This is a genomic window from Paenibacillus sp. FSL M7-0420, from assembly GCF_038002345.1.
Classification (GTDB): Bacteria; Bacillota; Bacilli; order Paenibacillales; family Paenibacillaceae; genus Paenibacillus_AQ.
This window is the reverse complement of sequence record NZ_JBBOCJ010000001.1, coordinates 1,582,984-1,605,324: the sequence shown is the minus strand read 5'-3', so window position 1 is coordinate 1,605,324 and position 22,341 is coordinate 1,582,984. Positions and strand designations below refer to the sequence as shown.

Below are 22,341 nucleotides of genomic sequence, written 5' to 3'. Positions count from 1 at the left end.
GTCAGTTCTTGTCACTTGTACAATACGGCTGCTCCCGGCCCGGCGTCAAGACAGGTTATGATAATTCGAACAAAACGCCTGCAGCATCCCCATTGTGATCGGTTTTTCGACTACATCCCGCCCTCACACCTCCGCCGCACCGAATGTGGTCGGTTTTCCGACCATATCCAGCTCACACATCTCTGCCGCACCGAATGTAGTCGGTTTTTCGACCATATCTGGCTCACACATCTCTGTCGCACCGAATGTAGTCGGTTTTTCGACCATATCTGGCTCACACATCTCTGCCGCACCGAATGTAGTCGGTTTTCCGACCACATTCGGCCCAGATGACCACGCGCTGTCCATGTGTCCGGTGAAATCAGTGAAGTCATTCCTGTTACTGATCCAGAATATAGTCATCCTGCCGATGCATCATAATTTCCTTATTAATGAAAAAGGCAGGAAGCCCTCCGCATAACGGAAGTCCCCCTGCCTATACAACCGGTCTAATTATCTCTGTGGCTCCAGGCAGAGCCGGAGCAGATCGTCCACATGGGCCGTCGCCAGGCATTCCACAGTATCGGCCGCACCGTAATAGATTTTGACCTCTCCGGTGTCCTCCAGAATCATCCCGCCGGGGAAAATGACATCGTTGCGGAAGCCGCCCGAAGTTTCGTACACCGCCTCCGGCACCAGCAGCGGAGCTTCCGCCCGGCCGATAATCTTGCTGGGATCTTCGAGGTCCAGCAGCATAATGCCGGCGGTGTAACGCTTCTTCCAGCTGTCCTCCCAGCCGTTCTTACCCCGGACAGGGTCGAGGTCCACCGCATGGAAGGTGGTCAGCCAGCCCTTGTCCGTCTTCACCGGCGGCGCACCGGGACCTACCTTATCATTGGCATAAGCCACTTGCTCAACGGCCAGCAGCAGCTTATGATTCCCCCAGTACTTCAGATCCGGGGAATCGCTCATCCACATATCGAAGCGGTCGCGGCCGCCCCGGCTGTAGACCGGAAGCGGGCGCTCCAGTCTTACATACTTGCCTCCGATCATCTCCGGGAAGAGCACCATGTTGCGGTTATCAGGCAGCGACAGGCTTAGTACTTCAAACGAACTGAAATCGTCAGTGACAGCGATCCCGCCGCGCAACCCGTGACGCGTATCAACTGCGAAGCACATATAACAGCGGTCTCCAACGACACTCAGGCGCGGGTCATACACCCGGACCACCTCTTCATCATGCCAGGACCAGCAGGGCTCCGGCTGTACCTCCCAGCTTACGCCGTCATCGCTGAAGGCCAGGCCCAGATTGGTCGTATGATGAGGAGCCACGATCCCCTTGTTCTCATCCCCGTAATCGTTGCGGAACACCATGACATATCTGCCCTTAAATTTCGTCACCCCGGCGTTGAATACCATGGCCGGTCCATAGGGTACATCGGAAGGCTTCAGAATCGGGTTAAGCGGATGCCGGACCATTACCGGACTTGAAGTCAGCGTGCCTGTTGTCAGCTCGTTCATTGTGCAGATTCCCCTCTGTAAGTTAATAGATGAAAGCGCAACCAGTGACTTTGCATCCCTATTATGCATCATATTGCATAGTTAATCTATAGAATGTTCACATGAAATCTTCCATTTTCAGCTAGTAGCGCATCAGAGCTGATATTGTGAATATGACCATTACCAGACCTTAACGAGCCAGCGTCTCATTCGCACAGCAGTCATTCGGATGCTGTAGGCGCTGGAACGATAGTAACTGCATTTTGTACAATGGAATACTGTAAAAAAGGCTTCGAAATAGAATCTATTGTATTCTGTACAATTGAATGTTGAACAAAGGCCATTTTTCACCCAAAACACAACATTCTACTGTATGAAATACAATAGAATCTCATTTTACGGTCTGTAAACCATTTTCTATTGCAGGAAATACAATCAGATACTTAAATGTAAGAGTAAAAGTCGGCAACGGGTGCAGGTTCAGCCTAATACTAGCTCGATGTTCATACTCAGACTTTAACACCCCTGAGGTTCATTCTTACAGTTCTAAATCTGATGCTGTACTAATCCAGCGTTTCGCCCCGGAGCGCAGCCGCCAGCCTGCTTCCGAAGCGGCTGCCCAGCAGCTCATAGCCTTCGGGGCCGGGGTGCAGGCCATCGGTCAGCAGCTCTCCGTCCGCCGGACCAAACCACTTCAGACCATCCAGGTAATGCAGATGGCGGTCTCCCCGCGCCTGCAGCAGCTTCACCGTCTCCGCGATCTCCCCGCGCATCAGCGGCAGGGTGAAGCCGAGCGGATTCTCCTCCGTCTCCCGCTCCGTTCCGTAGATAGGCGAGATGACCACCAACGGGGTCTCTGTATGCTTCTCCCGGATGGTCTCCAGCAGACCGATCAGCAGCGGCTTGAACATCCGCGGGTTGGAGGACGCTGCGCCATAGATGTTCACGCCAACGCACAGGGTAATCAGGTCAGCCGGCAGATCCCGGATTAGCCGGCCTATCATCGGCTCCATCAGGCAGTTGCCGGAGAAGCCGAGATTGGTCAAGTGATAGCCGATTTCCCCGGCGGCGATCACCGGCCAGGTGCGCGACGGGCTAGAAGCTGCCACGCACTGGGTAATCGAGCTTCCATACGTCACCCAGCGCGGCCTCAGGTCCGCCAGCGGTTCAGCAACAGCGTCATCATCAATCGCAAGACCGCTGATAGTCATACCGGTGTTCTGCGGCAGATAGATATCCAGTTCCTTCATACCTGGGGGAAGCCGGGTGAAGCGGGCGTCCGCAGCTCCCGCAGCAAGCCGGAGCGTCTGCACCAGCCGGCCGTCAGCCACACAATCCAGCGAAGCGTCCTCAGCCAGCGGCTCAAACCAGAGGAGGAGGGTCTCCGAGCCGGATGCCAGCCGCAGCCGGATACCGGAGCAGATCTCCGCCTTGCCGCCGATCCCATCCGGCGGATACAAGTCGTAGTCCCGGAAGGGAATCCGCCAGGGCTTGATGCCCTCCTGCCGGTGCTCCAGCGAGACCGCCCCGTGAAACCACGCCTCCTGCAAAGGAAGGCTCCTCACATTCTTCACACTCTTCTCGTTTTCCACGTTCTTCACGCTCTTCATGCTCTTCACGCTCTTCACACTCTCCGCGCTCTTCACGCTCTTCACACTCTCCGCGCTCTTCACACTCTCCGCGCTCTTCACACTCTCCGCGCTCTTCACGCTCTCCACGCTCTTCACGCTCTCCGCGATCTTCACGCTCTTCTCACTCTCCGCGCTCTTCACGTTCTCCACACTCTTCCCGCTCTTCACGCTCTTCACACTCTTCCCGTTCTTCTCGCTCTTCAAGTCCTTCGCACTGCTCACTGCGCCTGCCCCGCTTCCGCATCCTGAGCCGCTGCCCCGGAAGCGAAATTCTCCCCGAGCCACACGTCCTGCTCCAGCAGGCGCTGCTGCAGCTCAGGAATCGAAATGCTGCGGGAGTCTGTGCCGTCCCGGAGCGCAAGCGTTGCTGCCGTCCCGCAGGCCTGGCCCATCGAGAAGCAGTTCGGCATGACGCGCAGCGAGCCTTGCACCGCCCGGTCCGAAGACACGGAACGTCCCGCTACCCACAGATTGCGGATGCCCACCGGAAGCATCACCCGGTAAGGCACCCCGTGGGAGACGCCCGGCGGCAGATGATTGAAGGTCATATCACTTTTGCTGGTCGCCAGATGGATGTCAATGTAGTAGGCATTACGGGCGATATCGTCAGGGAAAGAACGCGCGGCCACGAAGTCATCCACAGTCAGCGTATAATCGCCCTGGATACGCCGCGTCTCCCGAATGCCAAGCTGCTCTCCGCTTGCCACCAGATGCGCCTGTTCGAAGCCGGGCACATACTTCCGGAAGAATTCCAGCTGCCGCAGCACCGTCCGGCGGCCTTCAATGGCTCCCCGTGTCAGGTCCTCGGCCTTCGTTCCGTCCACCCCGAACACATGGCCGAAGTTCACGCCGACCAGCTGATCGCTCACCCAGGCCAGGCCTGAGATGGATTTGCGGCCTTCCGGCAGAGCTCCCTCCAGGATGGCCTGCTCCACGGTCCGGTGCAATTGACCTGTATCTCCGGTCTCCTCAAGGAAGCGGCTGAAGCTTGGCCGGTCAACATTCGCCAGCAGATAACACATGCTGCCCGGCTGAAGCTCTCCGTCATCGCCGCCCTTCTGGAAAGGCACGCCCGACAGGGCAGCAATGTCGCCGTCGCCGGTGCAGTCGATGATATAACGGCAGCGGATGAAGGACCTCCCGGATTTGTTGACAATCATTACACCCTCTATCGTCTGGCCGTCCGGCGACCGCACCACATCGTAGACAAAGGTGTGAAACAGCGGCGTCACACCGCTCTCCAGCACAGCGCTGTCATAGACGCGCTTCAACACTTCAGGATCAATCGGCACCCAGTCCAGCTGCTCGCGGTATTCCTCCTGATAGCCCGGATCACAAGCCTGCTTCATCCGCTCCATCAGCTTCAGGCCGAGGCCGCGGATAATCGGCTTAACCTTGTCCGTATAGGGACAGAAGGCAGGCACCAGCGCCACGGTGCCCATTCCGCCCAGATACCCGCGCTGCTCCACGATCATGGTGCTTGCTCCGCCTTCGGCAGCGGAGATCGCGGCGGCAATCCCTGCCGCCCCGCCGCCGATAACCAGCACATCCACCTCGCAGGAGACCGGCACCTCTGCCTGCGGCACTGTAATATGTCCGTAATTCATCTTTATCCTCCTATACGCTATGACTTTAGATTTATTACCCCTTAACCGATCCGGCAGTCACCTGAATGAAGGTCTTATTCGCCAGAATATACGCCAGCAGCATCGGCAGGATCGACAGACAGGCCCCGGCCATCATCAGATGAATCTGCATCGCAGCCGAGGAACCGTAGCGGAGATTCGCCAGTCCGACCGTCAGCGTCTGCAGCTGCGGATTGGTCATCGTGAAGACCAGGGGCAGAATGTATTCGTTCCAGGCATGGCGGAAGGCGAAGAGTCCGGCCACGCCAAGCCCTGGAGTCAGCAGCGGCAGAATAATGCGGAAGAACGTGCGGATGAAGCCCGACCCGTCCACCATCGCCGCCTCATCCAGCTCCCGGGGAATCGCCTTGAAGAAGCCCTGCAGCATGAAGAAGGTGCTGGAATGGGCGCTGACCAGAATCAGAATAACCCCCCACAGCGTCGTATTCAGATGCAGCGCAACCATCAGATCGAACTGCGGGCGCAGGACAATCGCTCCCACTGAGATGAACATCATGGACGCCTGCACTGTGACATAGATCCTTTTCCCCGGAAAATCACGCCGGTCCACCACATAAGCAGCCATCGAGGCCACCAGCAGCGTCCCCACCGTCACCATCACACTCATAAAAGCACTGTTCCAGGTATAGCGGGCGAAATTGGCCTGCTTCCAGGCTTCGGCATAGTTATTCAATTGCAGCTTGGCGGGGAACAGGGTTCCCCCGGTCATCATCTCGGCCCCGGTCTTCAAGGAACCGGTCAGCGTCATCAGCAGCGGAAACAAGGTCAGGACCGCCGTTGCCAGCAGAAAAAGCCACATCACGGTCCGGGTCACGATTCTCCCGGCAAGACCGGGCGTCCGGCCAGCTGTCTGCGGCCGCCCTGCGGACTGCTTGGATATCACAGATTCGTTCATTGGGATAAGCCTCCTAATACACCTTGTTCATTTTGCGGCTGAAGAAGAAATACAGTCCGGTTACCGCTCCGACAATCACAGCGGTGGCGAAGCCCACGGCGCTGCCGTAACCGAGCTGCTGCGTTACCGGTGAACCGGTGGATACAGGGAATAGCAGCTTGTATAGATAGAGATACATGACTTCCGTTTTGCCGATCGGTCCGCCTTCGGTGATGACCATGATGCTCTCATAGCCCTTCAGCGAAGCGATAATCGCCAGCATAATGACCATCTGGGCTACCGGAGCCAGCATCGGAAGCGTAATATTCCAGAAGCGTCTTCCGGCGTTCGCTCCGTCGATGGACGCGCTCTCGTACAGGTCCTGCGGAATGCTCTGCAGCCCGGCGAGGAAGAGCAGCATATAGTTCCCGACGGCACCCCACACCGCCACAAGAATAACCGTCAGCATGGCGTGCTTCGGACCAAGCCAGTCAACCGGCTGGGAGACGAGATGCAGCTTCATCAGAACTGTGTTAACCATCCCGTTATAGGAATTGAAGATGTTATAAAAAACAACAGAGATCACTGCGGTACTTATAACCGTCGGCATGAAATAAATGCCCCGGAGCAGATTCGACCCGCGCAGTCTGCCGTTGAGAATAACAGCCAGCAGCAGGGACAGCGGCAGGGTCAGCAGCAGCTTCCCTCCGGCAAAAATGAAGGTATTGCCGACCGATTCCCAGAACAGGGTATCCCGCAGCAGCCGGCTGAAATTGTCCAGCCCGGTAAACAGCGCCTCGCCGTATCCGGCATAATCATAGAACATATAGCGCAGCATCCAGATCAGAGGATAGATGCCGAGCGTGAGTGTCAGAATGATGCTCGGTGCCAGGAACAGGGAATTCTCCCCAAGCCTTTTCCATTTGTAGATCATAATTAGTCTCCTTCAGGGAAAGCAAAGGGGCTGATCCGGGAATCCCGTACAAGCCCCTGTGTAACCCGTTATTCTCCCTGCGGCTTCATTGGATCAAAGGCCGGGTCCGGTGTAACGGTAACCTCGCCCTTCTCCACTGCTTTGGACAATGCGTCATTGTATCTTGTATTCAGATCAGCAGCAATGGCCTTGGAGTCCCCACCCGAAAGCATATATTTGAAGAAAGCATCCGCATAGGTAGAGCCTTCCGGCGTGACGTTCGGCACAGCAGGCCAGAGCGAGTCATGCTCACCGACCAGGAAGCCTTCCATACCGCCAATTTCCGGCTTCTGAGCCTGCTCCACAATACTCGGCACTACAGCAATCCCGAAGCCCTTCTCATGATACGTCTTCAGAATATCGTCGCCGTACATATACTGCATGAATTTCCAGGCGGCCTCCTGGTGCGCCGATTTCGCGCTGATCCCGAGCCAGGTGCCGGCGGATACGATCTCCGAGGTTCCCTTAATCTGCCCGTCCAGCGTAGGGGCCAGCGCACCTGCCCAGTTGATCTCTGTCGGGAACTGGTCCTGGTATACCCCCGGCTCCGTCGAGAAGCTGAGGTACATACCGATTTTGCCTGCGGCAAATTGGGCGCGCAGCGGGTCGATATCCAGTGTCTCCGCCCCCGGCAGAATACTTCTGTCTTCGTACATCTGCTTGAAATACTCGATAACCTGAGAGTAAGGCGCGAAGTCGAACTGGCCTGTCTTCAGGTCAAAGCCAAGGCCCTGGTAGCCGCTCAAGGAGAGAATCTCGCGGATCGAACGGTCGAAGGCCGCCTTCGGGCTTTTGAAGTTCAGCGCGAAGCCGTATATGCCCTCGGCTTTGCCGGCTTCAGTGATTTTTTTGGCGTCATCGACCATTTCCTGCAACGATACCGGAGGATTCGCGATGCCTGCTTTGTCAAAGAGATCCTTATTGTAGATCAGACGCAGGGTCAGGCCGGTGTTGGCCAAAGAATACACTTTGCCGTCAAAACGGTTGACATTGTCGATTAGCAAGCTGCCGAATTTCGTTTTGATCTCGTCGGTCAAGTAATCGTCAATCGGAGCCAGATAGCCTTTTTTGACAAATTCGGGGGTGTTGCCGCTCTTCAGACGCAGGATATCCGGTGCTTGGTTGCTGGTGAAGGCAATGTCAACGCTCTGCGCGTAATTCTCAGACATGACTGTCAGTTCCACCTGGATATTCTCGCCGTTCGTCTCATTGAACTTGTTGATCAGTTCCTTGATATATTCCTGGTCATGACGGTCATCCGTCCAGTACTTAAGCTGTACCGGCTCGCCTGTTTCTACTGCGGCCGAAGCTGTCGGACTCGCTGTTGCCGCTCCGGGTGTTCCCTCTGCCGCACCGCCGCTCTTGTTATTGTTCCCGTTCCCGCCGCAGCCGGCGATTCCGGCGGCCAGCATGAGGCTCAGGCTGAGGCCCAACCATTTTTTCTGCATACGTTCTACCCCTTTGATTGACATTTGTATTGTGAGCTCGTTCTCTATTATAGGCCACCCCTCCCGCAAAAGGAGTGCGGCAGACTCACTCTTGAGGGACAGAATTCTATTCTTTGCGGCAGGCGGCAGCGGCCGGGCTCTCCCGTTACAGCAGGATGCCGTTCTCATCAAATGTCCGGATATACTCCAATAATTCCGCAAAATGAACCCAGGCGATGCCAACCTTCTGATCCGCAGCGCCATAAGACATGATTAAATCCTCCCCCATAACAATGCCTCCCGTGGTAAACAGGCAGGGCGTAGGGTAATCCTCCGGCATCTCCCAATCCCGCTCAGCGTACATCAGGCGGTCAGAGCACCGGTGAATAATAACCGGAAAATCGTTCTCCTGCTCCTTAAGGATCATAAAGGACTGCGTATAGCCAAACTGTACATTCTTCTTCGCGTGATAAGCCACCAGCCACTCCTGATTTCCCAGGGCGACCGGCGGCCAGCTTGCCCCCACACGGTTCTCCTCCCAATCGAACAGCGGACTGGCCAGCAGCCGGTGGACTGCTGCAGGTGAAGCGAAATCTGCAATCGATTCTGCCGCCGCCAGATAGATAGAGGGCTTGCCCGCCTGCTCCCCGCCTGCAAAGGGAAGGACATTCATCGGCCGGTGCAGCATCAGATATTGCCATTTACCTGCAATCCTCATCTTCTCAGGAAACAGGAACACATCACGGTTATCGCTGACATGCCCCTCGGTAAGCGGGCCTACATACACGAAAGCGTCTTCATATTTCCTCTCCTTCAGCTTGGCCAAATCCAGCTTGAACAGAACGCTGACCGTATCATTCGCCCGGGCCGATTGAATAAACGGGTCTGTGCTCTCTCCCGCGAAGATCCAATCCGGCACATATTCAAAGCGCGTCTGGACCGGAGGCTGCTGGCTGCTAAGCCAGTAGGGGCCAGGGGGAAAGGCCCGGCAGGCCACCGTGACATACAGCTCGTTCCCGATATAAAAGATACGGGGGTCCTCCACACAGCCGTTGGCATAATTCCGCACCTTTTTTCCGTAAATGTCCGTGATGTACAATTCATCCTCTTCATACCCGAGGGCCGGAGCCAGAGCTGGTCTTGAAAAATCTGCCTCCCAGGTCTCTCCCCGATCCCTGCTCCGCGCATAGCCCAAAAAAATCGGATAGGGATCATGACAGCCCTCTCTTCTCTTCTGCGGCCACGGGCCGGTTGCCCGAAACAGCATATGAATGTCATCCGAATCAGGGTCCTGAATGATCGCCGGATTCAGAACCATTTTGTCCGCCCAGTCACAGCCTGGTACAGGTTCAAGCGCCGGTTTGCTCAAATAGCGAAATTGTGGTTTCATAGTTCCTCCTGGTCTGCCTCCTGAAGCAGGGGCATATTCCGTTTTTCAGCAAACAACTTATCATAGACCATCCGCGAATTCAAAAGACTTTTCCCCTGAAACCGGCCTTCCGGGCAAAACAGTAAGATCCGTCAATTGAATCAGGAAGATCCATCATTCACGCGGGTCCGGGCAGCGGCTTATAATCATTTTTGCAGGCAAAATCGTTACCAAGGAGGAAGATGAGCCGGATGAAACAGTATGATCTTGTCATATACGGCGGAACGGCTGCAGGCATTACAGCGGCTGTCCAGGCAGCTATCATGGGGAAAAGTGCGGTAGTTATCGAGCAGAGCCGGAGGATCGGCGGCATGACCACCGGAGGGCTGGGGGATACGGATGTGGGAATGAAAGAGGCAGTCGGCGGCCTGTCTCTGGAATTCTACCAGCGGATTGCGCAGAAATATGCGCAGGACGGGGCGTGCTGGCTGTTCGAGCCCAAGGTTGCGCTTGAGGTGCTGCAGGACTGGGTGGCGGAGCATCATCTTGAAGTCGTCTGCGGGGAAAGGCTGGAGCTTAAGAATGGGGTAACCCGGCAAGGCGCAAGAATCACCTCCATTACTATGGAATCCGGGAAGGTCTATCACGGTAAAATGTTCATTGACGCCTCTTACGAGGGAGACCTGATGGGCCATTCCGGCGTGTCCTATGTGGTCGGCCGGGAGCCGAACGCACAGTACGGGGAGACGTTAAACGGCATTCAGCCCGGACCTGAACTGAACGAACTCCCTCCGGGAATTGACCCCTATGTCATTAAAGGAGTGCCTTCGAGCGGATTACTCTCGCGTGTTAATGCGGGCCGCGGCGGCGATGCCGGCGAGGGGGACCGCAAGCTGCAAGCCTATAACTTCCGTATGTGTCTGACAGACAATCCGGGCAACCGGATGATGGTCGGCAAGCCTGAGGGCTATCACGAAGCCGATTATGAGATTCTGTTCCGGGCCATTGAGCAGGGGCAGCGCTCACGCTTCTTCAAGCTGAACCGGGTCACTGCGGACAAGACCGATTCCAATAACAACAGCGGTATATCAACAGATTACAACGGGATGAACCACTGCTATCCAGAGGCGGATTATGCGGCGCGGGAACAGATATGGGAGGCCCACCGCATCTACCAGCAGGGATATGTCTGGACGATCCAGAACCATCTGCGGGTGCCGGAGGAGATCCGGGAAGCCTATAAGCAGTGGGGCCTGCCGCTCGATGAATTCACGGACAGCGGCCACTGGCCTTCCCAGCTCTACATCAGGGAATCCCGCAGAATGAGCGGAGATTATGTGGTGACGGAGCATGATGTAAGGCGGGAGCACCCGGTGCCGGATTCCGCCGGGATGGGCTCCTTCGCCATGGACTCGCACCATACCCAATACTATGTGAACGAAGACGGGCATGTCAGCACAGAGGGTGGATTCTACATCCGGCTGGACGAGCCTTATCCGATCAGCTACCGGGCGATGGTGCCGAAACGCAGCGAATGCACCAACCTGATCGTACCGGTATGCTTGTCGGCCACTCATGCGGCCTACGGCTCCATCCGGATGGAGCCGGTCTTCATGATTCTGGGACAATCGGCGGCCGCCGCTGCTGTACTGGCGCTTGAGGCGGACGGCGTGGTTCAGGATGTGGAGTATGAGCGGCTGCAAGCCTTACTCCTTGCGTCCAATCAGGTGCTCTACACCACCGGGCTCACCCGGGATTGAACCGGAAGCCGAAGCTGCGCCGGTACTCTCCCGGGGGAGCGCCATACCGTTCCCGGAACATCCGGCAGAAATGGGCGTAGCTCTGGAAGCCCGTATTGTCGGCAACCTGCTCCAGTGAGAGTGTACTGTAGAGCACCTGCTGCTCGGCAGACTTCAGCCTGACATCAATGCAGTAGGCGAATGGCGATTGGCCAAAAGCAACTTTGAACAGACTGGAAGCACGGGAGATGCTTAACCCTACGGAGGCGGAGATCTGCTCCAGGCTGAGCGGTTCATGGGCATGATTGTCAATGAACTGCTTCAGCTTGTAGGCAGTCTCCGCCCCTTTGGTGCGCCGCCGTGCCTGGATCACCTGCTCCAGCGTCAGGCAGAACGTTCTAAGCAAATAATCCAGCAGCTCCTCCTGATGCCGCATCACCTTCCTCTTCTCGCCGGCAATATGCTTCCATAGGGTAATGACCGTATCATCGAAGCCGATATTCGTCCGGGCCGGCAGCCTGCGGTCCTGCCACCACGAGTCCAGCCACTCGCCGCTGGCGATCAGGAAATAATCCGAGGCGGGCTGAACTCCGCCAGAACCTGGATAGCTGCGGGGCTGTACGATCAGCTCGTACGGCTGATCCGGAGCATAGATCAGCAGATCGCCGGGGATGATCGTCTCGTACACTCCTCCTACCAGCGCACGACAGGTCCCTTCCATCTGAAGTCTGAAGAGATAGAAGGATAACCCGTCCTGATACTGAACGGAGTGAGGCTGCGTGTGTGTGAAGTAATTGGCATACAGGACGCTGCACCGTTGCGGATCGGACGCTGTCACGGGTAGGACTCCTCGTGGCGGTCCGGGTGGTACCCCGCCCTGAATTCCGACGGCGTCTGGCCGGTGATTTTCTTGAACATCTCGCTGAAATATCTGCGCTCCTCATACCCCACAGCGGCAGCCACCTCCTGCACCTGCGCCCCTTCCACCAGCAGCAGCTTGGCCCGGTGAATACGCTCTGCGGTAATATACTGGGTAACGGTCACTCCGTTCACCTTCTTGAACAGGCTGGAGAAATAGCTGGGGCTGAGATGAACATGTGCCGCACATTCCCCGACCGTGATGTCCTCGGACAAACGGCCTTTGATATACTCTACCGCTTCATAGATCACCTTCTGCCCTTCCGACAAGCTGCTTCTGCGCACCAGGGCGGCCCCTTCTGTACACAGCTCCAGCAGCAGCCGCTGAAGAGTGGCAAGCGGCAGTCCCGCTGTTCCCTGCACCGTCCGGAACCGCTGGATCAGCGGCTGAATCTCCCCGTACGGAACCAGCTCATAGAAGGTGCGGATCGCTGATGCGGCCAGCTCCTCATACAGAACGAGCAAATAATCGGGATTGTGCCCGGAGCTCAGATTCTGCAGCGATTCTGAGATCGCTGCGAGGATCGCGCCTGTCCGGCTGACATTGCCGGAGCGCAGCGCCAGCAGCAGCTCGTCCTTGTATTCCAGCGCCAGCGGCTCCTGGCTTCCGTTCTGGTGAACATCTGTATACATAATGGCCGCATTGCCTCCGGTGAACAGATGGTGAGCCAGCGCCCGGTGCGCTTGGCGGTAGGAATCCGGCAGCTCGCTGGTCTCTTCCACCCGGCCTCCGACCCCGGCCGATACCGTGAACTTGGTATACCGTTCAATGTTCTTGCAGCAGCGCTCGGCAATCTCCACTGCACTGGCCGGACCACAGTCATTCATCACCGCAAGATAGCGGTTATGCTTGGCCCGGAACACCACGCAGCGCGTATGCCCGGCAATGGTCTCCTGGGTGATATTCAGCAGGGAGAAGCGGATCAGCTCCACCTCGTGGATAGACAGCTCTGCTGCCCGCTCCTGAAAGTGATCGATCTCCAGCAGCATCACCACGAACCCCTTGGGGTTCAGATCGATGCCTAAGAATTCCCAGCGCGCCTTCGCCTGCTCCCACGACGTTCTGTGGCTGACCAGCAGAGCGAAATATTCCTGCCGCAGCACCGGCAGACTCTCCCGCAGCTTGTTCTCCATCTCCCGTAGGGTATCCTGTCTGGAACGCGCCTCCATAATCTCCGACTTCGCCCGCAGCACCGCCTTCATAATCTCCTCTTCCGTGAACGGCTTGACCACGAAGTCGAACGCGCCGAGCTGTACCGCCTGCTGCGCATATTCAAAGTCGGCATACCCGCTGACCAGAATGATTTTACAGTTCCGGTGGTATTCCAGTACGGCACGCAGCATGGCCAGCCCGTCCATCCTCGGCATACGGATATCCGTAATGACCAGATCCGGCTGCTGCTTCGCGATCAGGTCCAGCCCATCCTCACCGTTAGCCGCCGTTCCTGCCACCCGGATGCCGTGTTCCGCCCAATTCATGCAGGTCAGGCCTTCCACGACGCTTTTAATATCATCAATGATACACAGGGTTACACTATGATCGTCCATCCTGATGCTCCTCCCGTTTGGGTAAAGATATGATAACCGCCGTCCCCCGGCCAAGGCCGCTGTCCACCCGTAATGCTGCACTGTCCCCATAGTAGAGCTGCAGCCTGCGGATCAGATTGGATACGGCATAGCCCTTCTCCGATTCCCGCCGGAACAGCGCACGGACCGCCTCCTCGTCCATACCAGCTCCATTGTCACTGACCTTAAGACACCAGCGTGCTCCCTCATCGAAGACTTCGATATCGATCTGCCCCCCGCTCTCCCGGTTGCGGAAGCCATGCAGAATGCTGTTCTCGACCAGCGGCTGCAGCAGAATGCGCGGAATCGGGAGGGTAACCAGCGCTTCATCCTCGACAAAGATCTCATAACGGAATAACCCTTCATAGCAGCTGCATTGCAGCTCCAGATACATGCGGACATGCTCCAGTTCCTTAGACAGCGTAGTAATCTCCTGCCCCTTGTTCAGCCCGAGCTGGAACAGCCGGGACAGCGACATGACCATGCTCTGCGACTGCTTCACCTGCTGCAGATTGAGCTTCCAGTAGATCGTATTCAGCGTGTTGTACAGGAAATGGGGGTCCATCTGCGCCGACAAGGCCTTGATCTCTGCCGAGCGCTTATTGGTCTGCGCCTGTGTGACCTCTCCGATCAGCACTACGATCTGCTCCAGCATCTGGTTGAACCGCATCCCGACCTGGGCCAGCTCGTCCCCGCTCCCGCTCTCGAATCTGGCAGTCAGATCATTGCTTTCCACCCGCCTCATCACCTTCATCAGACCTTGCAGCGGACGCAGCAGATAACGGGTAAAGGCTCCTGATACCATCATTGTAACCGTGAAGGCGAAGAGGGCTACCACCACGAGCAGCCATTTCACGTAGATCATATCCTTCAGCACGCCGGCCTTGGACTGAATCGTGGTCATCGTCCAATCGGCAATGCCCAGATGGGCATAGTTCAGCAGATACGATTCGCCTCCCAGCTTGAAGGTATTGCTGAGATCCCGGCTGCTGCTGATCATTCCGGTCAGATCACTGCCCTCCACCGCCTGCAGAACGAGCGGGTCCTTCACAGAATAGACGGGACTGCCTGCCGCGTTCAGCAGGAAGCTGCGCGCCCCTCCGCCGGTGTCCCCGCTCACCAGCTTGCGGAAGCCGTCTTCACGGATGTTGACGATAATATAGACCCCGCGGACCGCTGTATCAAAGATAGGCTCCAGAATCAGTGAAATCACCCGTTCCTTCCCGGAGAAGAGCATGTCCTCATGGCCTTCCACCCATGTATTCTTCTTCTCCTGTTCGATCCGCTCATATAGTAAGGTATCCTTGAACTCCGTCAGACGGTTCCGGTTCATCGAGGAAGGGTAGAACTCCCCGATCGGCGTGGACACATAGATCGAATGGATCAGCGGCTCCGCAATCCGCGCCTGTGAGAAAACGTTATCAAGATCATTCAGGTGAGTATAATACCGGCCCGTGTCCCCGGTGACGACATCCCTCATCATATCGTGAAAGGGCTGGCTGATCATAAAGGTCATCATAATCAGCATCAGCTTGTTCAGCTTCTCGTCGATAATCTGCGCCGATTTGACAACGTTATCCTGGGTAAGCTTCAGCGCATTCTTCTCCAGAGTCGCCGCCGAGATGGAATACGACAATCCCCCGGTCATCAGTACGGAGAGGAGGATCACGGCCAAGAATGCGGTTTTTAGTTTGCTGCTGAATGATTGCTTCCGGAAATAGTTCAAGTCCTTCACGCCTTCCTGTGTGCAGATGCTCTGCTCTTCGATTATGTCACCTGAACGTCCGCTCCGACAATACACAGCAGATGAAAAAGTAGATTCACCGTATGCGGACGATGGATCTACCGTATGTACAGACATATGCGCTGACGTATGTGCTGACATATGTACAGGCTTATCTACAAGGAAAACGTGCACGCCCTCCAGCAAAAGGGGGAATAACCCGGTGTGCATTCGCTTGACGCGGCGGATATGATACGATAGACGGGATCGTTCTTCATCATAATCTTCTATGGAAGGAATGAATATAATATGAAATACAGAAGACTGGGCAACACCGGACTTAAGGTTAGCGAGATTGGCCTGGGGAGCTGGCTTACATACGGCACGGCTGCCGAGCAGAAGGCGGCGGATGAGTGTATTGCCGCTGCTTTTGAATGCGGTATCAATTTCTTCGATACGGCCAATGCCTACAACCGAGGCGAAGGTGAGAAAGCCATGGGTGCTGCACTCCGCGCGTACAATCGGTCCGATTACGTCCTGAGTACCAAGGTGTATTTTCCGATGGGGGACGGGGTGAATGACCGCGGGTTATCGCGCAAGCATATTATGGAGCAATGCGAAGCCAGCCTGCGCCGGCTGGGCACGGATTATATCGATGTGTACTTCTGCCACCGCTTCGACCGGGAGACCCCTGTGGAGGAGACGCTTCGCGCCCTTGATGACCTTACCGCCCAGGGGAAAATCCTCTACTCCGCCGTCAGCGAATGGAGCGCCGCCCAGATCTCGCAGGCGGCTGGCATCAGCCGCAGACTGAACCTGCGGCCGCTCGCCGCCAATCAGCCGATCTATAACATGTTCGAGCGGTATATCGAGGACGAGGTGCTGGAAGTATCGGCGCAGGAAGGTCTGGGACAAGTGGTCTTCTCCCCGCTGGCCCAGGGCATTCTGACCGGCAAATACAAGCCGGGCCAACAGCCCCCGGCCGGTACGCGCGGCGCGGATGCTTCCGTGAACGGCGTCATCCGCAGCTACCTGCGGGATGATGTGCTGGAGGTTGTTGGCAAGCTGGATGCGCTTGCCGGAGAGCTGGACCTGAAGCTCTCCCAGCTTGCCCTGGCCTGGGTACTGCGCCAGCCCGGCGTAAGCTCGGCGCTGATCGGCGCCAGCAGACCCGAGCAGGTGCGGGAGAACGCGCAGGCTGTGGAAGTCGTGCTTCAGCCGGATACGCTGAAGGCGATCGATGCGATCCTCAGCGAGGTCGCCGGCTTCGCACCGGCGCGATAGGGCCGGGGCGAGTTGGAGGGTAGGGCAAGGGCGTGGTGGGGACGGGGCGTGGTGGGGCCGAGCGTGGTGGGGACGGGGCGTGGTGGGGCCGAGCGTGGTGAGGGCGAGATGGTGTGGCGGCTGGCGTCATGTAATCGGTTTTTCGATTACATTGCGGACCGCAAAGCACCCAGCGCAATGTAATCGGTTTTTCGATTACATTCGGCCCGCACACCACCACCCGGCGCAATGTAATCGGTTTTTCGATTACATTGCGCCCGCACACCACCACCCGGCGCAATGTGATCGGTTTTTCGATTACATTCGGACCGCACGCCACCACCCGGCGCAATGTAGTCGGTTTTTCGATTACATTCGGACCGCACGCCACCACCCAGCGTAATGTAATCGGTTTTTCGATTACATTCGGCCCGCACGCCACCACCCGGCGCAATGTAATCGGTTTTTCGATTACATTACGCCCGCACACCACCGCCCGGCGTAATGTGATCGGTTTTTCGATTACATTACGCCCGCACACCACCACCCGGCGCAATGTAATCGGTTTTCCGCATACATTCGGTCCATGCAAGGAAGCCCCCTCCATCCCGGAAGGGGCTTCCTTGCATACGAACTATGGCATACTACAACTGGTCTTGTGTCTTAACCGTCTGCTCTGCATGAGCAACCTGCACCCTATTAATAAGCTGCTTATACCGATCCTGGTCTTCTGCTGAAGCATGCGGCCGGAATTGCTCGAATAATCTTACACAGCGGATCACACAGGCTATGCTGCCAAGTGCGGCGGAAGCCTCCAGGCTACCGAAGATATAACGTATCCCCTGCTCGATCTTCTCTGCTTTGAGAGAGTACAGCGCCAGCTCATAGAGCAGTACCGGATATTGCTCCGGCGTCTCCCTGCCCGGAGTTCCTTCGGCTTGCCCGAAGGCTGCTCCCTCCGGTGTGAGCAGCGGCTGGAAGCGGCTGATAAGCCCGTCCACTTCCCAGCCATAACGGTTAGCCGCTTGAACTGTCTTAAGCAGCCCGTCCAGCAGTCCAAGCCCGGAGGTGCCGATAGATTCCATCACCTCGGGAAGAGCCTCAAGCTCACCGCACATTAGACGGTATAGAGACTTGTAGACTGTCCCCAGCCTGCTGAACTGCGCCCGGATCTGCTGAACCTCTTCCGATTCCTCGACAATCCAGCTCATTTCAGTGTAAAGGCCCACATATTCCAGCGCCCGCTCATATTCACCGGATTCCTCGCATACCTTGGATTGCAGCCAGTAAGCATACAATATATAGAAGCAAAGTGGTCTGGGCGCCTGCCTCAGCTCCTTCTTCTTTTTCGTTTTGTAGAATCTGATTTCGTACTGGATAGATGTCTTATGACGCAGCTCCTCTGCCAGTAGTCTGGCCTTCTCCCAGTGCTGTAGAGCAATATAGATATCTGCCAGCTGCCGAAGCGCTTCCAACTGGTCTATTTCCTCCAGGCGCTCTACAAAATATTCAAACCGGGTCGCCGCACGGAAATCCGCCTCCGGGCTCTGGCCGATCCGGATCGTGAACAGCCGGTACTGACACAGGGCCAGCCGCTCCGAATGCTGATATTTCTCAGTGTCGGCTACCCCTTCATACAGCAGAGCCGCTGCCTGAAGCTTGCCTTGCCCGTAGAATTCCTCCGCCGTATCGAACAGGAGCGGGGCATATGTAATATTGTCCATGATGATTTGAACCACCTGCCGGATACACTCCAGCTTGTCCAGCTCCGCACAGCGGTGCAGGAAGGGTCCCAGCCGACGCCAGTCGGGTGCGGAATGTACGACACATTCATCTATATATAACTCATAAAATGCTCCTTCAGGAAGCCCCATTCCGGCGGTAATCCGGTCCAGCTGCTGCATGGCAATAGGACGGTTACCATTAATAATGCTGCTGAGCGTTCCCGAATTGACACCGGAGATTCCTGCGAACTGATTGATTGTCTGGCCTTCTTTTCTAAGAAAAGCAGCCAGTTCTGTTTGAATTGTAGTGTGCTGTTGCAAACCAATACCGCCCCTCAAGAACCAGATATTCTAGTAAAAATCCAGATATTCCTATATCATAAATCCCTTAATTAGGCAGGTCAATCTGGTTTGAACGGTTCAAAAGAGGTTGACAAAGACGGAATATTTGTTATATATACCCAGTTAAAAAATCTTTTGCAACATTTCTGCTGGACTAACGTTTATTAGGGTATAAACAAGTTTGAGAATATTCCGGCAGGGTAAATAAAGAGTGTAGACTTATGCCGTGTAAGATTACGCCAAGGGGGAAATTCATAATGTTAAAAAACAAAAACGTCTACCTGCTTCCTGTACTGGTCCTGTTGTTTCTTTCCCTCGTGACTACGGCGAGCACAACCATCAAAACCGCAGATGCCAAGAGCGAGGGGTTGGCCCAGCATCTGACAGTGTATATACATTCCTTAGAGAACCATAACGGTCAGACGACGCTCACCGGAGATGAAATCGAATGGTATGAAGGCGCAGCAGCCGACGCGGTCTTCGCCCAGCGGGAGCCGGAATCCGCAGCCGAAATCGGCGGTGCCCCGGACGGTTACTATATCGTGAACGACAGCGACACGCTGACCACTTATACGGTAGCCCCGGATGCCAAGGTCATCATGCAGATCTATGACCGCACCGGCAAGCTCGAAGACCTGGACATTAACTGGAACGAATCGCTCACGCTGAAGCAGTTCATTCATGAATTCGCCAAGACGGATATATTCGATCTAAGCGGTTCGCCTTATCACCTCACGATTCAGGATAACCAGATTGTATCGATCGTGCAGCAGTACACTCCATAAGGAGCTGCTACCTCCTTAATCCCTTACCTTTCACAAACCTTAAGCCACAGCCTGTTGCCCAGCAGCGGTTGTGGCTTTTTTTGCGTCTCCCCCCACCAATCTAACCTTTTCACACATATTCAATCCAATCACTATTTACCCACCAGCCCTTTATCTATAAGCTTAAATGTAGGATATTCATCCAGCAGTAACCCTACAGAACCTATAGGAATGAGGATACAAAATGACAATTACACCCCATCAGCCGCTTGCGGCCCCGATTCAGGGTAAGCCTTTGTACGAGGAATACCGCATGGACCAGGTCCGTGTGTCCGATCCGTATATCGCGAACGCCTTTGCCAAGGAGATTGATTATCTGACCAGCTATGATCCAGACCGTCTGCTGGCGGGCTTCCGCGAGAACCGGGGACTGCCGAAGCGTGCCGACAAATATCCCGGCTGGGAGAACACAGAGATCCGCGGACACACGCTGGGCCACTATCTGTCGGCGCTGTCCCAGGCCTATGCCTGTACGCGGGATGACGGGCTGGCGCTCAGGCTGAACTATCTCCTGGAAGAGCTGGCCCTGTGCCAGCATGAGAGCGGTTACCTCTCCGCGTTCGAGGAACGCCTTTTCGATCATGTGGAGAACAAGCAGCCGGCCTGGGTCCCCTGGTATACGATGCACAAAATCATCGCCGGACTCACAGCGTCCTACTCTGCCACCGGCAGCAAGACGGCCTATGCCCTGGCGGATAAGCTCGGGGACTGGGTATACCGCCGCACAGCCTCCTGGTCTGAAGAGGTCCATCAGCGTGTATTATCGGTGGAATACGGCGGGATGAATGACTGCCTCTACGACCTGTACAGAATCACCGGAAAAGCAGGCCATTTAAGCGCCGCACACAGCTTCGACGAGCTGACTCTCTTCACTCCTGTCCATGAGGGCAGGGATATTCTCAAGGGCAAGCACGCTAATACCACGATTCCGAAATTCCTCGGTGCGCTGAACCGTTACCGGACACTTGGGGAGAGTGAAGCCTTTTATCTGGAAGCGGCGGTGCAGTTCTGGGAGATGGTTGTCCATCATCACAGCTACATCACCGGAGGGAACAGCGAATGGGAGCACTTCGGTGATCCGGATATGCTGGACCGGGAACGCTCCAACTTCACAGCGGAGACCTGCAACACCTACAATATGCTCAAGCTGACCCGCGAGCTGTTCAAACTCACGGGAGATACCCGTTACGCCGACTTCTACGAGAACACGTATCTGAATGCTATTGTGTCCTCACAGCACCCGCTTACCGGGATGACGATGTATTTCCAGCCTATGGCTACCGGGTATTTCAAGGTGTACAGCTCGCCGTTCGAGCATTTCTGGTGCTGTACGGGAACCGGCATGGAGAGCTTCACCAAGCTGAATGACAGCCTGTATTTCTACGATGCGGACAGCATAGTGGTCAACCAGTACCTTAGCTCTACCCTGGATTCTGCCGCGCACGGCCTGATGCTGATCCAGTCGGCCAATCTGCCTTATAGTGATACTGTAGAGTTCAAGATCTCAGTGATGCAGCCTCAGGCTCAGTCCACCACGCTGAAGCTTCGTCTGCCGGATTGGCTGGCCGGAGAACCTGAGCTTCTATTGAACGGGCAGCCTGTGAACTCAGCGGTCAGCGGAAATTACATCGTGACTAGCAGAGTATGGGAAGACGGCGACATGCTTCAGCTCAAGCTGCCGGTGAAGCTGACGCACTTCAGCCTGCCGGATGCCCGCCAGGTGGTCGCGTTCAAGTATGGGCCGGTGGTGCTGAGCGCCGCTCTGGGCGACAGCGACCTGTCCGTATCCGCTACAGGGGTTGCTGTCAGTGTGCCGACCCGCAACATGCTGGTGAAGGACTTCATCACGACGGTGAACGAGAGCCCGCAGGAGTGGCTGGAGCAGCTTGCGGACCGTGTAGTCCGGCTGGAGCAGGAAGAACTGGCCTTTGCGCTGCGGGGAACGGATGAGGATCAGCGGCTGGTCTTCACCCCGCATTATAAGCAGCATAGTGAGCGTTACGGCATCTACTGGCGTCTGGTGGAGGCGGATTCGGCTGAGCTGCAGAAGCATATTTTACAGGGCAAAATCCGGCAGCGTGTGCAGGACGCTACACTGGACAGCCTGCCTGTCGGCAATGACCAGTATGAGCTGGAGCATGGCATTGAGGGAGAGAACACCTCTGTAGCCACCTGGGACGGATATAACATCCGCAAAGCGGAGAACGGCGGCTGGTTCAGCTACCGGATGAAGGTGGCACCGCGCACGGACAACTACCTCTCGGTCACTTATTTCTCAGGAAATAATGGTAAGAAAATAGCGATTTATGTAGACGGGGAGCTGATTGCGAGCGAGGTGCTGCATACGGATGAAGCCCGCAGCTTCTACGAGCGGAGTTATCTGATTCCTGCTGAAGCAATTGGCGGCAAGACTGAGGTGGAAGTCAAATTCGTGGTTCCTGAGAAGGAAAATGGCATCTTCGACCTGCTGCGCATGATGACCGGTTATGATCACAATGCCGGACTGCGCCAGCTTGCCTTCAGTGAAGGAACGCTGTCTACCTCCTTCAGCAGCGGCATAACCACGTATAGCCTGAGCGTTCCGCAAGCGGCAAGCCAGGTACAACTGAACGTTACACCACACCATCACAATGCCCTGGTCTATGCAGACGGGATTCTGATCGAGGATTCACTCCCGCGCGAGATCAAGCTGCCGCATAGCCGCACTGAGGTGAAGCTCACGGTCAAGGCGGAGGATCATGTCACCGTGCAGGAATATAAGCTTCAGATTGTGAAAGAATAACCATTGGCATAATGCAACACACTGTTCCACACAAGGGTTATCTCGGATGCAGCTTCTGCTG

General features: G+C 56.0%; 17 protein-coding genes. 5 read left to right on the top strand and 12 right to left on the bottom strand.

Annotation, left to right across the window (positions count from 1 at the left end; translation table 11 throughout):
• Positions 1-123: 123 nt before the first annotated feature.
• From MKX51_RS06885 to MKX51_RS06850, 8 genes are all read right to left on the bottom strand, one after another.
• Complete coding sequence (locus tag MKX51_RS06885; protein WP_340991734.1) at positions 124-402, bottom strand: hypothetical protein; 279 nt, start codon at positions 400-402, stop codon at positions 124-126.
• Between the two features lie 90 nt (positions 403-492).
• On the bottom strand, positions 493-1,500 hold the full coding sequence (locus MKX51_RS06880; protein ID WP_340991732.1) for a glycoside hydrolase family 130 protein: 1,008 nt from the start codon (positions 1,498-1,500) through the stop codon (positions 493-495).
• Positions 1,501-2,042: 542 nt separating this feature from the next.
• On the bottom strand, positions 2,043-3,332 hold the full coding sequence (locus MKX51_RS06875; protein WP_340991731.1) for an SGNH/GDSL hydrolase family protein: 1,290 nt from the start codon (positions 3,330-3,332) through the stop codon (positions 2,043-2,045).
• Positions 3,329-4,717, bottom strand: a complete 1,389-nt coding sequence (locus MKX51_RS06870) for an FAD-dependent oxidoreductase (RefSeq protein WP_340991729.1) — start codon at positions 4,715-4,717, stop codon at positions 3,329-3,331. The genes MKX51_RS06875 and MKX51_RS06870 overlap by 4 nt, the downstream gene beginning before the upstream one ends.
• 34 nt (positions 4,718-4,751) lie before the next feature.
• Positions 4,752-5,651 carry a carbohydrate ABC transporter permease gene (locus MKX51_RS06865; protein ID WP_340991728.1) on the bottom strand — a complete coding sequence of 300 codons (900 nt, stop codon included), beginning with the start codon at positions 5,649-5,651 and terminating at the stop codon, positions 4,752-4,754.
• A gap of 13 nt (positions 5,652-5,664) precedes the next feature.
• Complete coding sequence (locus tag MKX51_RS06860) at positions 5,665-6,564, bottom strand: carbohydrate ABC transporter permease (RefSeq protein ID WP_339223194.1); 900 nt, start codon at positions 6,562-6,564, stop codon at positions 5,665-5,667.
• A gap of 68 nt (positions 6,565-6,632) precedes the next feature.
• Positions 6,633-8,051, bottom strand: a complete 1,419-nt coding sequence (locus MKX51_RS06855; RefSeq protein WP_340991727.1) for an ABC transporter substrate-binding protein — start codon at positions 8,049-8,051, stop codon at positions 6,633-6,635.
• A 145-nt stretch (positions 8,052-8,196) separates the two neighbouring features.
• Positions 8,197-9,420 (bottom strand): glycoside hydrolase family 130 protein, encoded by a 1,224-nt coding sequence (locus MKX51_RS06850; RefSeq protein WP_340991726.1) that lies wholly within the window; start codon positions 9,418-9,420, stop codon positions 8,197-8,199.
• Positions 9,421-9,650: 230 nt separating this feature from the next.
• On the opposite strand from MKX51_RS06850, the gene MKX51_RS06845 reads away from it, so the two are divergent.
• Positions 9,651-11,159, top strand: coding sequence for an FAD-dependent oxidoreductase (locus tag MKX51_RS06845; protein WP_340991725.1), 1,509 nt, complete (start codon positions 9,651-9,653; stop codon positions 11,157-11,159).
• Here the strand turns inward: MKX51_RS06845 and MKX51_RS06840 are convergent.
• The 3 genes from MKX51_RS06840 to MKX51_RS06830 are packed head-to-tail and all read right to left on the bottom strand — an operon-like array spanning position 11,146 to position 15,357.
• Positions 11,146-11,976, bottom strand: a complete 831-nt coding sequence (locus MKX51_RS06840; RefSeq protein WP_340991723.1) for an AraC family transcriptional regulator — start codon at positions 11,974-11,976, stop codon at positions 11,146-11,148. The two genes, MKX51_RS06845 and MKX51_RS06840, sit on opposite strands and share 14 nt — an antisense overlap.
• On the bottom strand, positions 11,973-13,604 hold the full coding sequence (locus MKX51_RS06835; protein ID WP_340991722.1) for a response regulator: 1,632 nt from the start codon (positions 13,602-13,604) through the stop codon (positions 11,973-11,975). The genes MKX51_RS06840 and MKX51_RS06835 overlap by 4 nt, the downstream gene beginning before the upstream one ends.
• The gene (locus MKX51_RS06830; protein WP_340991721.1) at positions 13,591-15,357 is read right to left on the bottom strand and encodes a cache domain-containing sensor histidine kinase; all 1,767 of its coding nucleotides are present in this window, start codon (positions 15,355-15,357) and stop codon (positions 13,591-13,593) included. Before MKX51_RS06830 ends, MKX51_RS06835 begins: the two co-directional genes overlap by 14 nt.
• 297 nt (positions 15,358-15,654) lie before the next feature.
• On the opposite strand from MKX51_RS06830, the gene MKX51_RS06825 reads away from it, so the two are divergent.
• Complete coding sequence (locus MKX51_RS06825) at positions 15,655-16,629, top strand: aldo/keto reductase family protein (protein WP_340991720.1); 975 nt, start codon at positions 15,655-15,657, stop codon at positions 16,627-16,629.
• Between the two features lie 251 nt (positions 16,630-16,880).
• Positions 16,881-17,345 (top strand): hypothetical protein, encoded by a 465-nt coding sequence (locus tag MKX51_RS06820; RefSeq protein WP_340991718.1) that lies wholly within the window; start codon positions 16,881-16,883, stop codon positions 17,343-17,345.
• On the opposite strand, the gene MKX51_RS06815 is transcribed toward MKX51_RS06820, so the two are convergent.
• Entirely contained in the window at positions 17,253-18,653 is a 1,401-nt protein-coding gene (locus MKX51_RS06815; protein WP_340991716.1) for a transcriptional regulator, read from the bottom strand. The two genes, MKX51_RS06820 and MKX51_RS06815, sit on opposite strands and share 93 nt — an antisense overlap.
• A 278-nt stretch (positions 18,654-18,931) precedes the next feature.
• Here MKX51_RS06815 and MKX51_RS06810 point away from each other — a divergent pair, with 278 nt between their 5' ends.
• Complete coding sequence (locus MKX51_RS06810) at positions 18,932-19,459, top strand: hypothetical protein (RefSeq protein WP_340991714.1); 528 nt, start codon at positions 18,932-18,934, stop codon at positions 19,457-19,459.
• A gap of 223 nt (positions 19,460-19,682) precedes the next feature.
• Positions 19,683-22,280, top strand: coding sequence for a beta-L-arabinofuranosidase domain-containing protein (locus MKX51_RS06805; RefSeq protein WP_340991712.1), 2,598 nt, complete (start codon positions 19,683-19,685; stop codon positions 22,278-22,280).
• Positions 22,281-22,341: the final 61 nt, after the last annotated feature.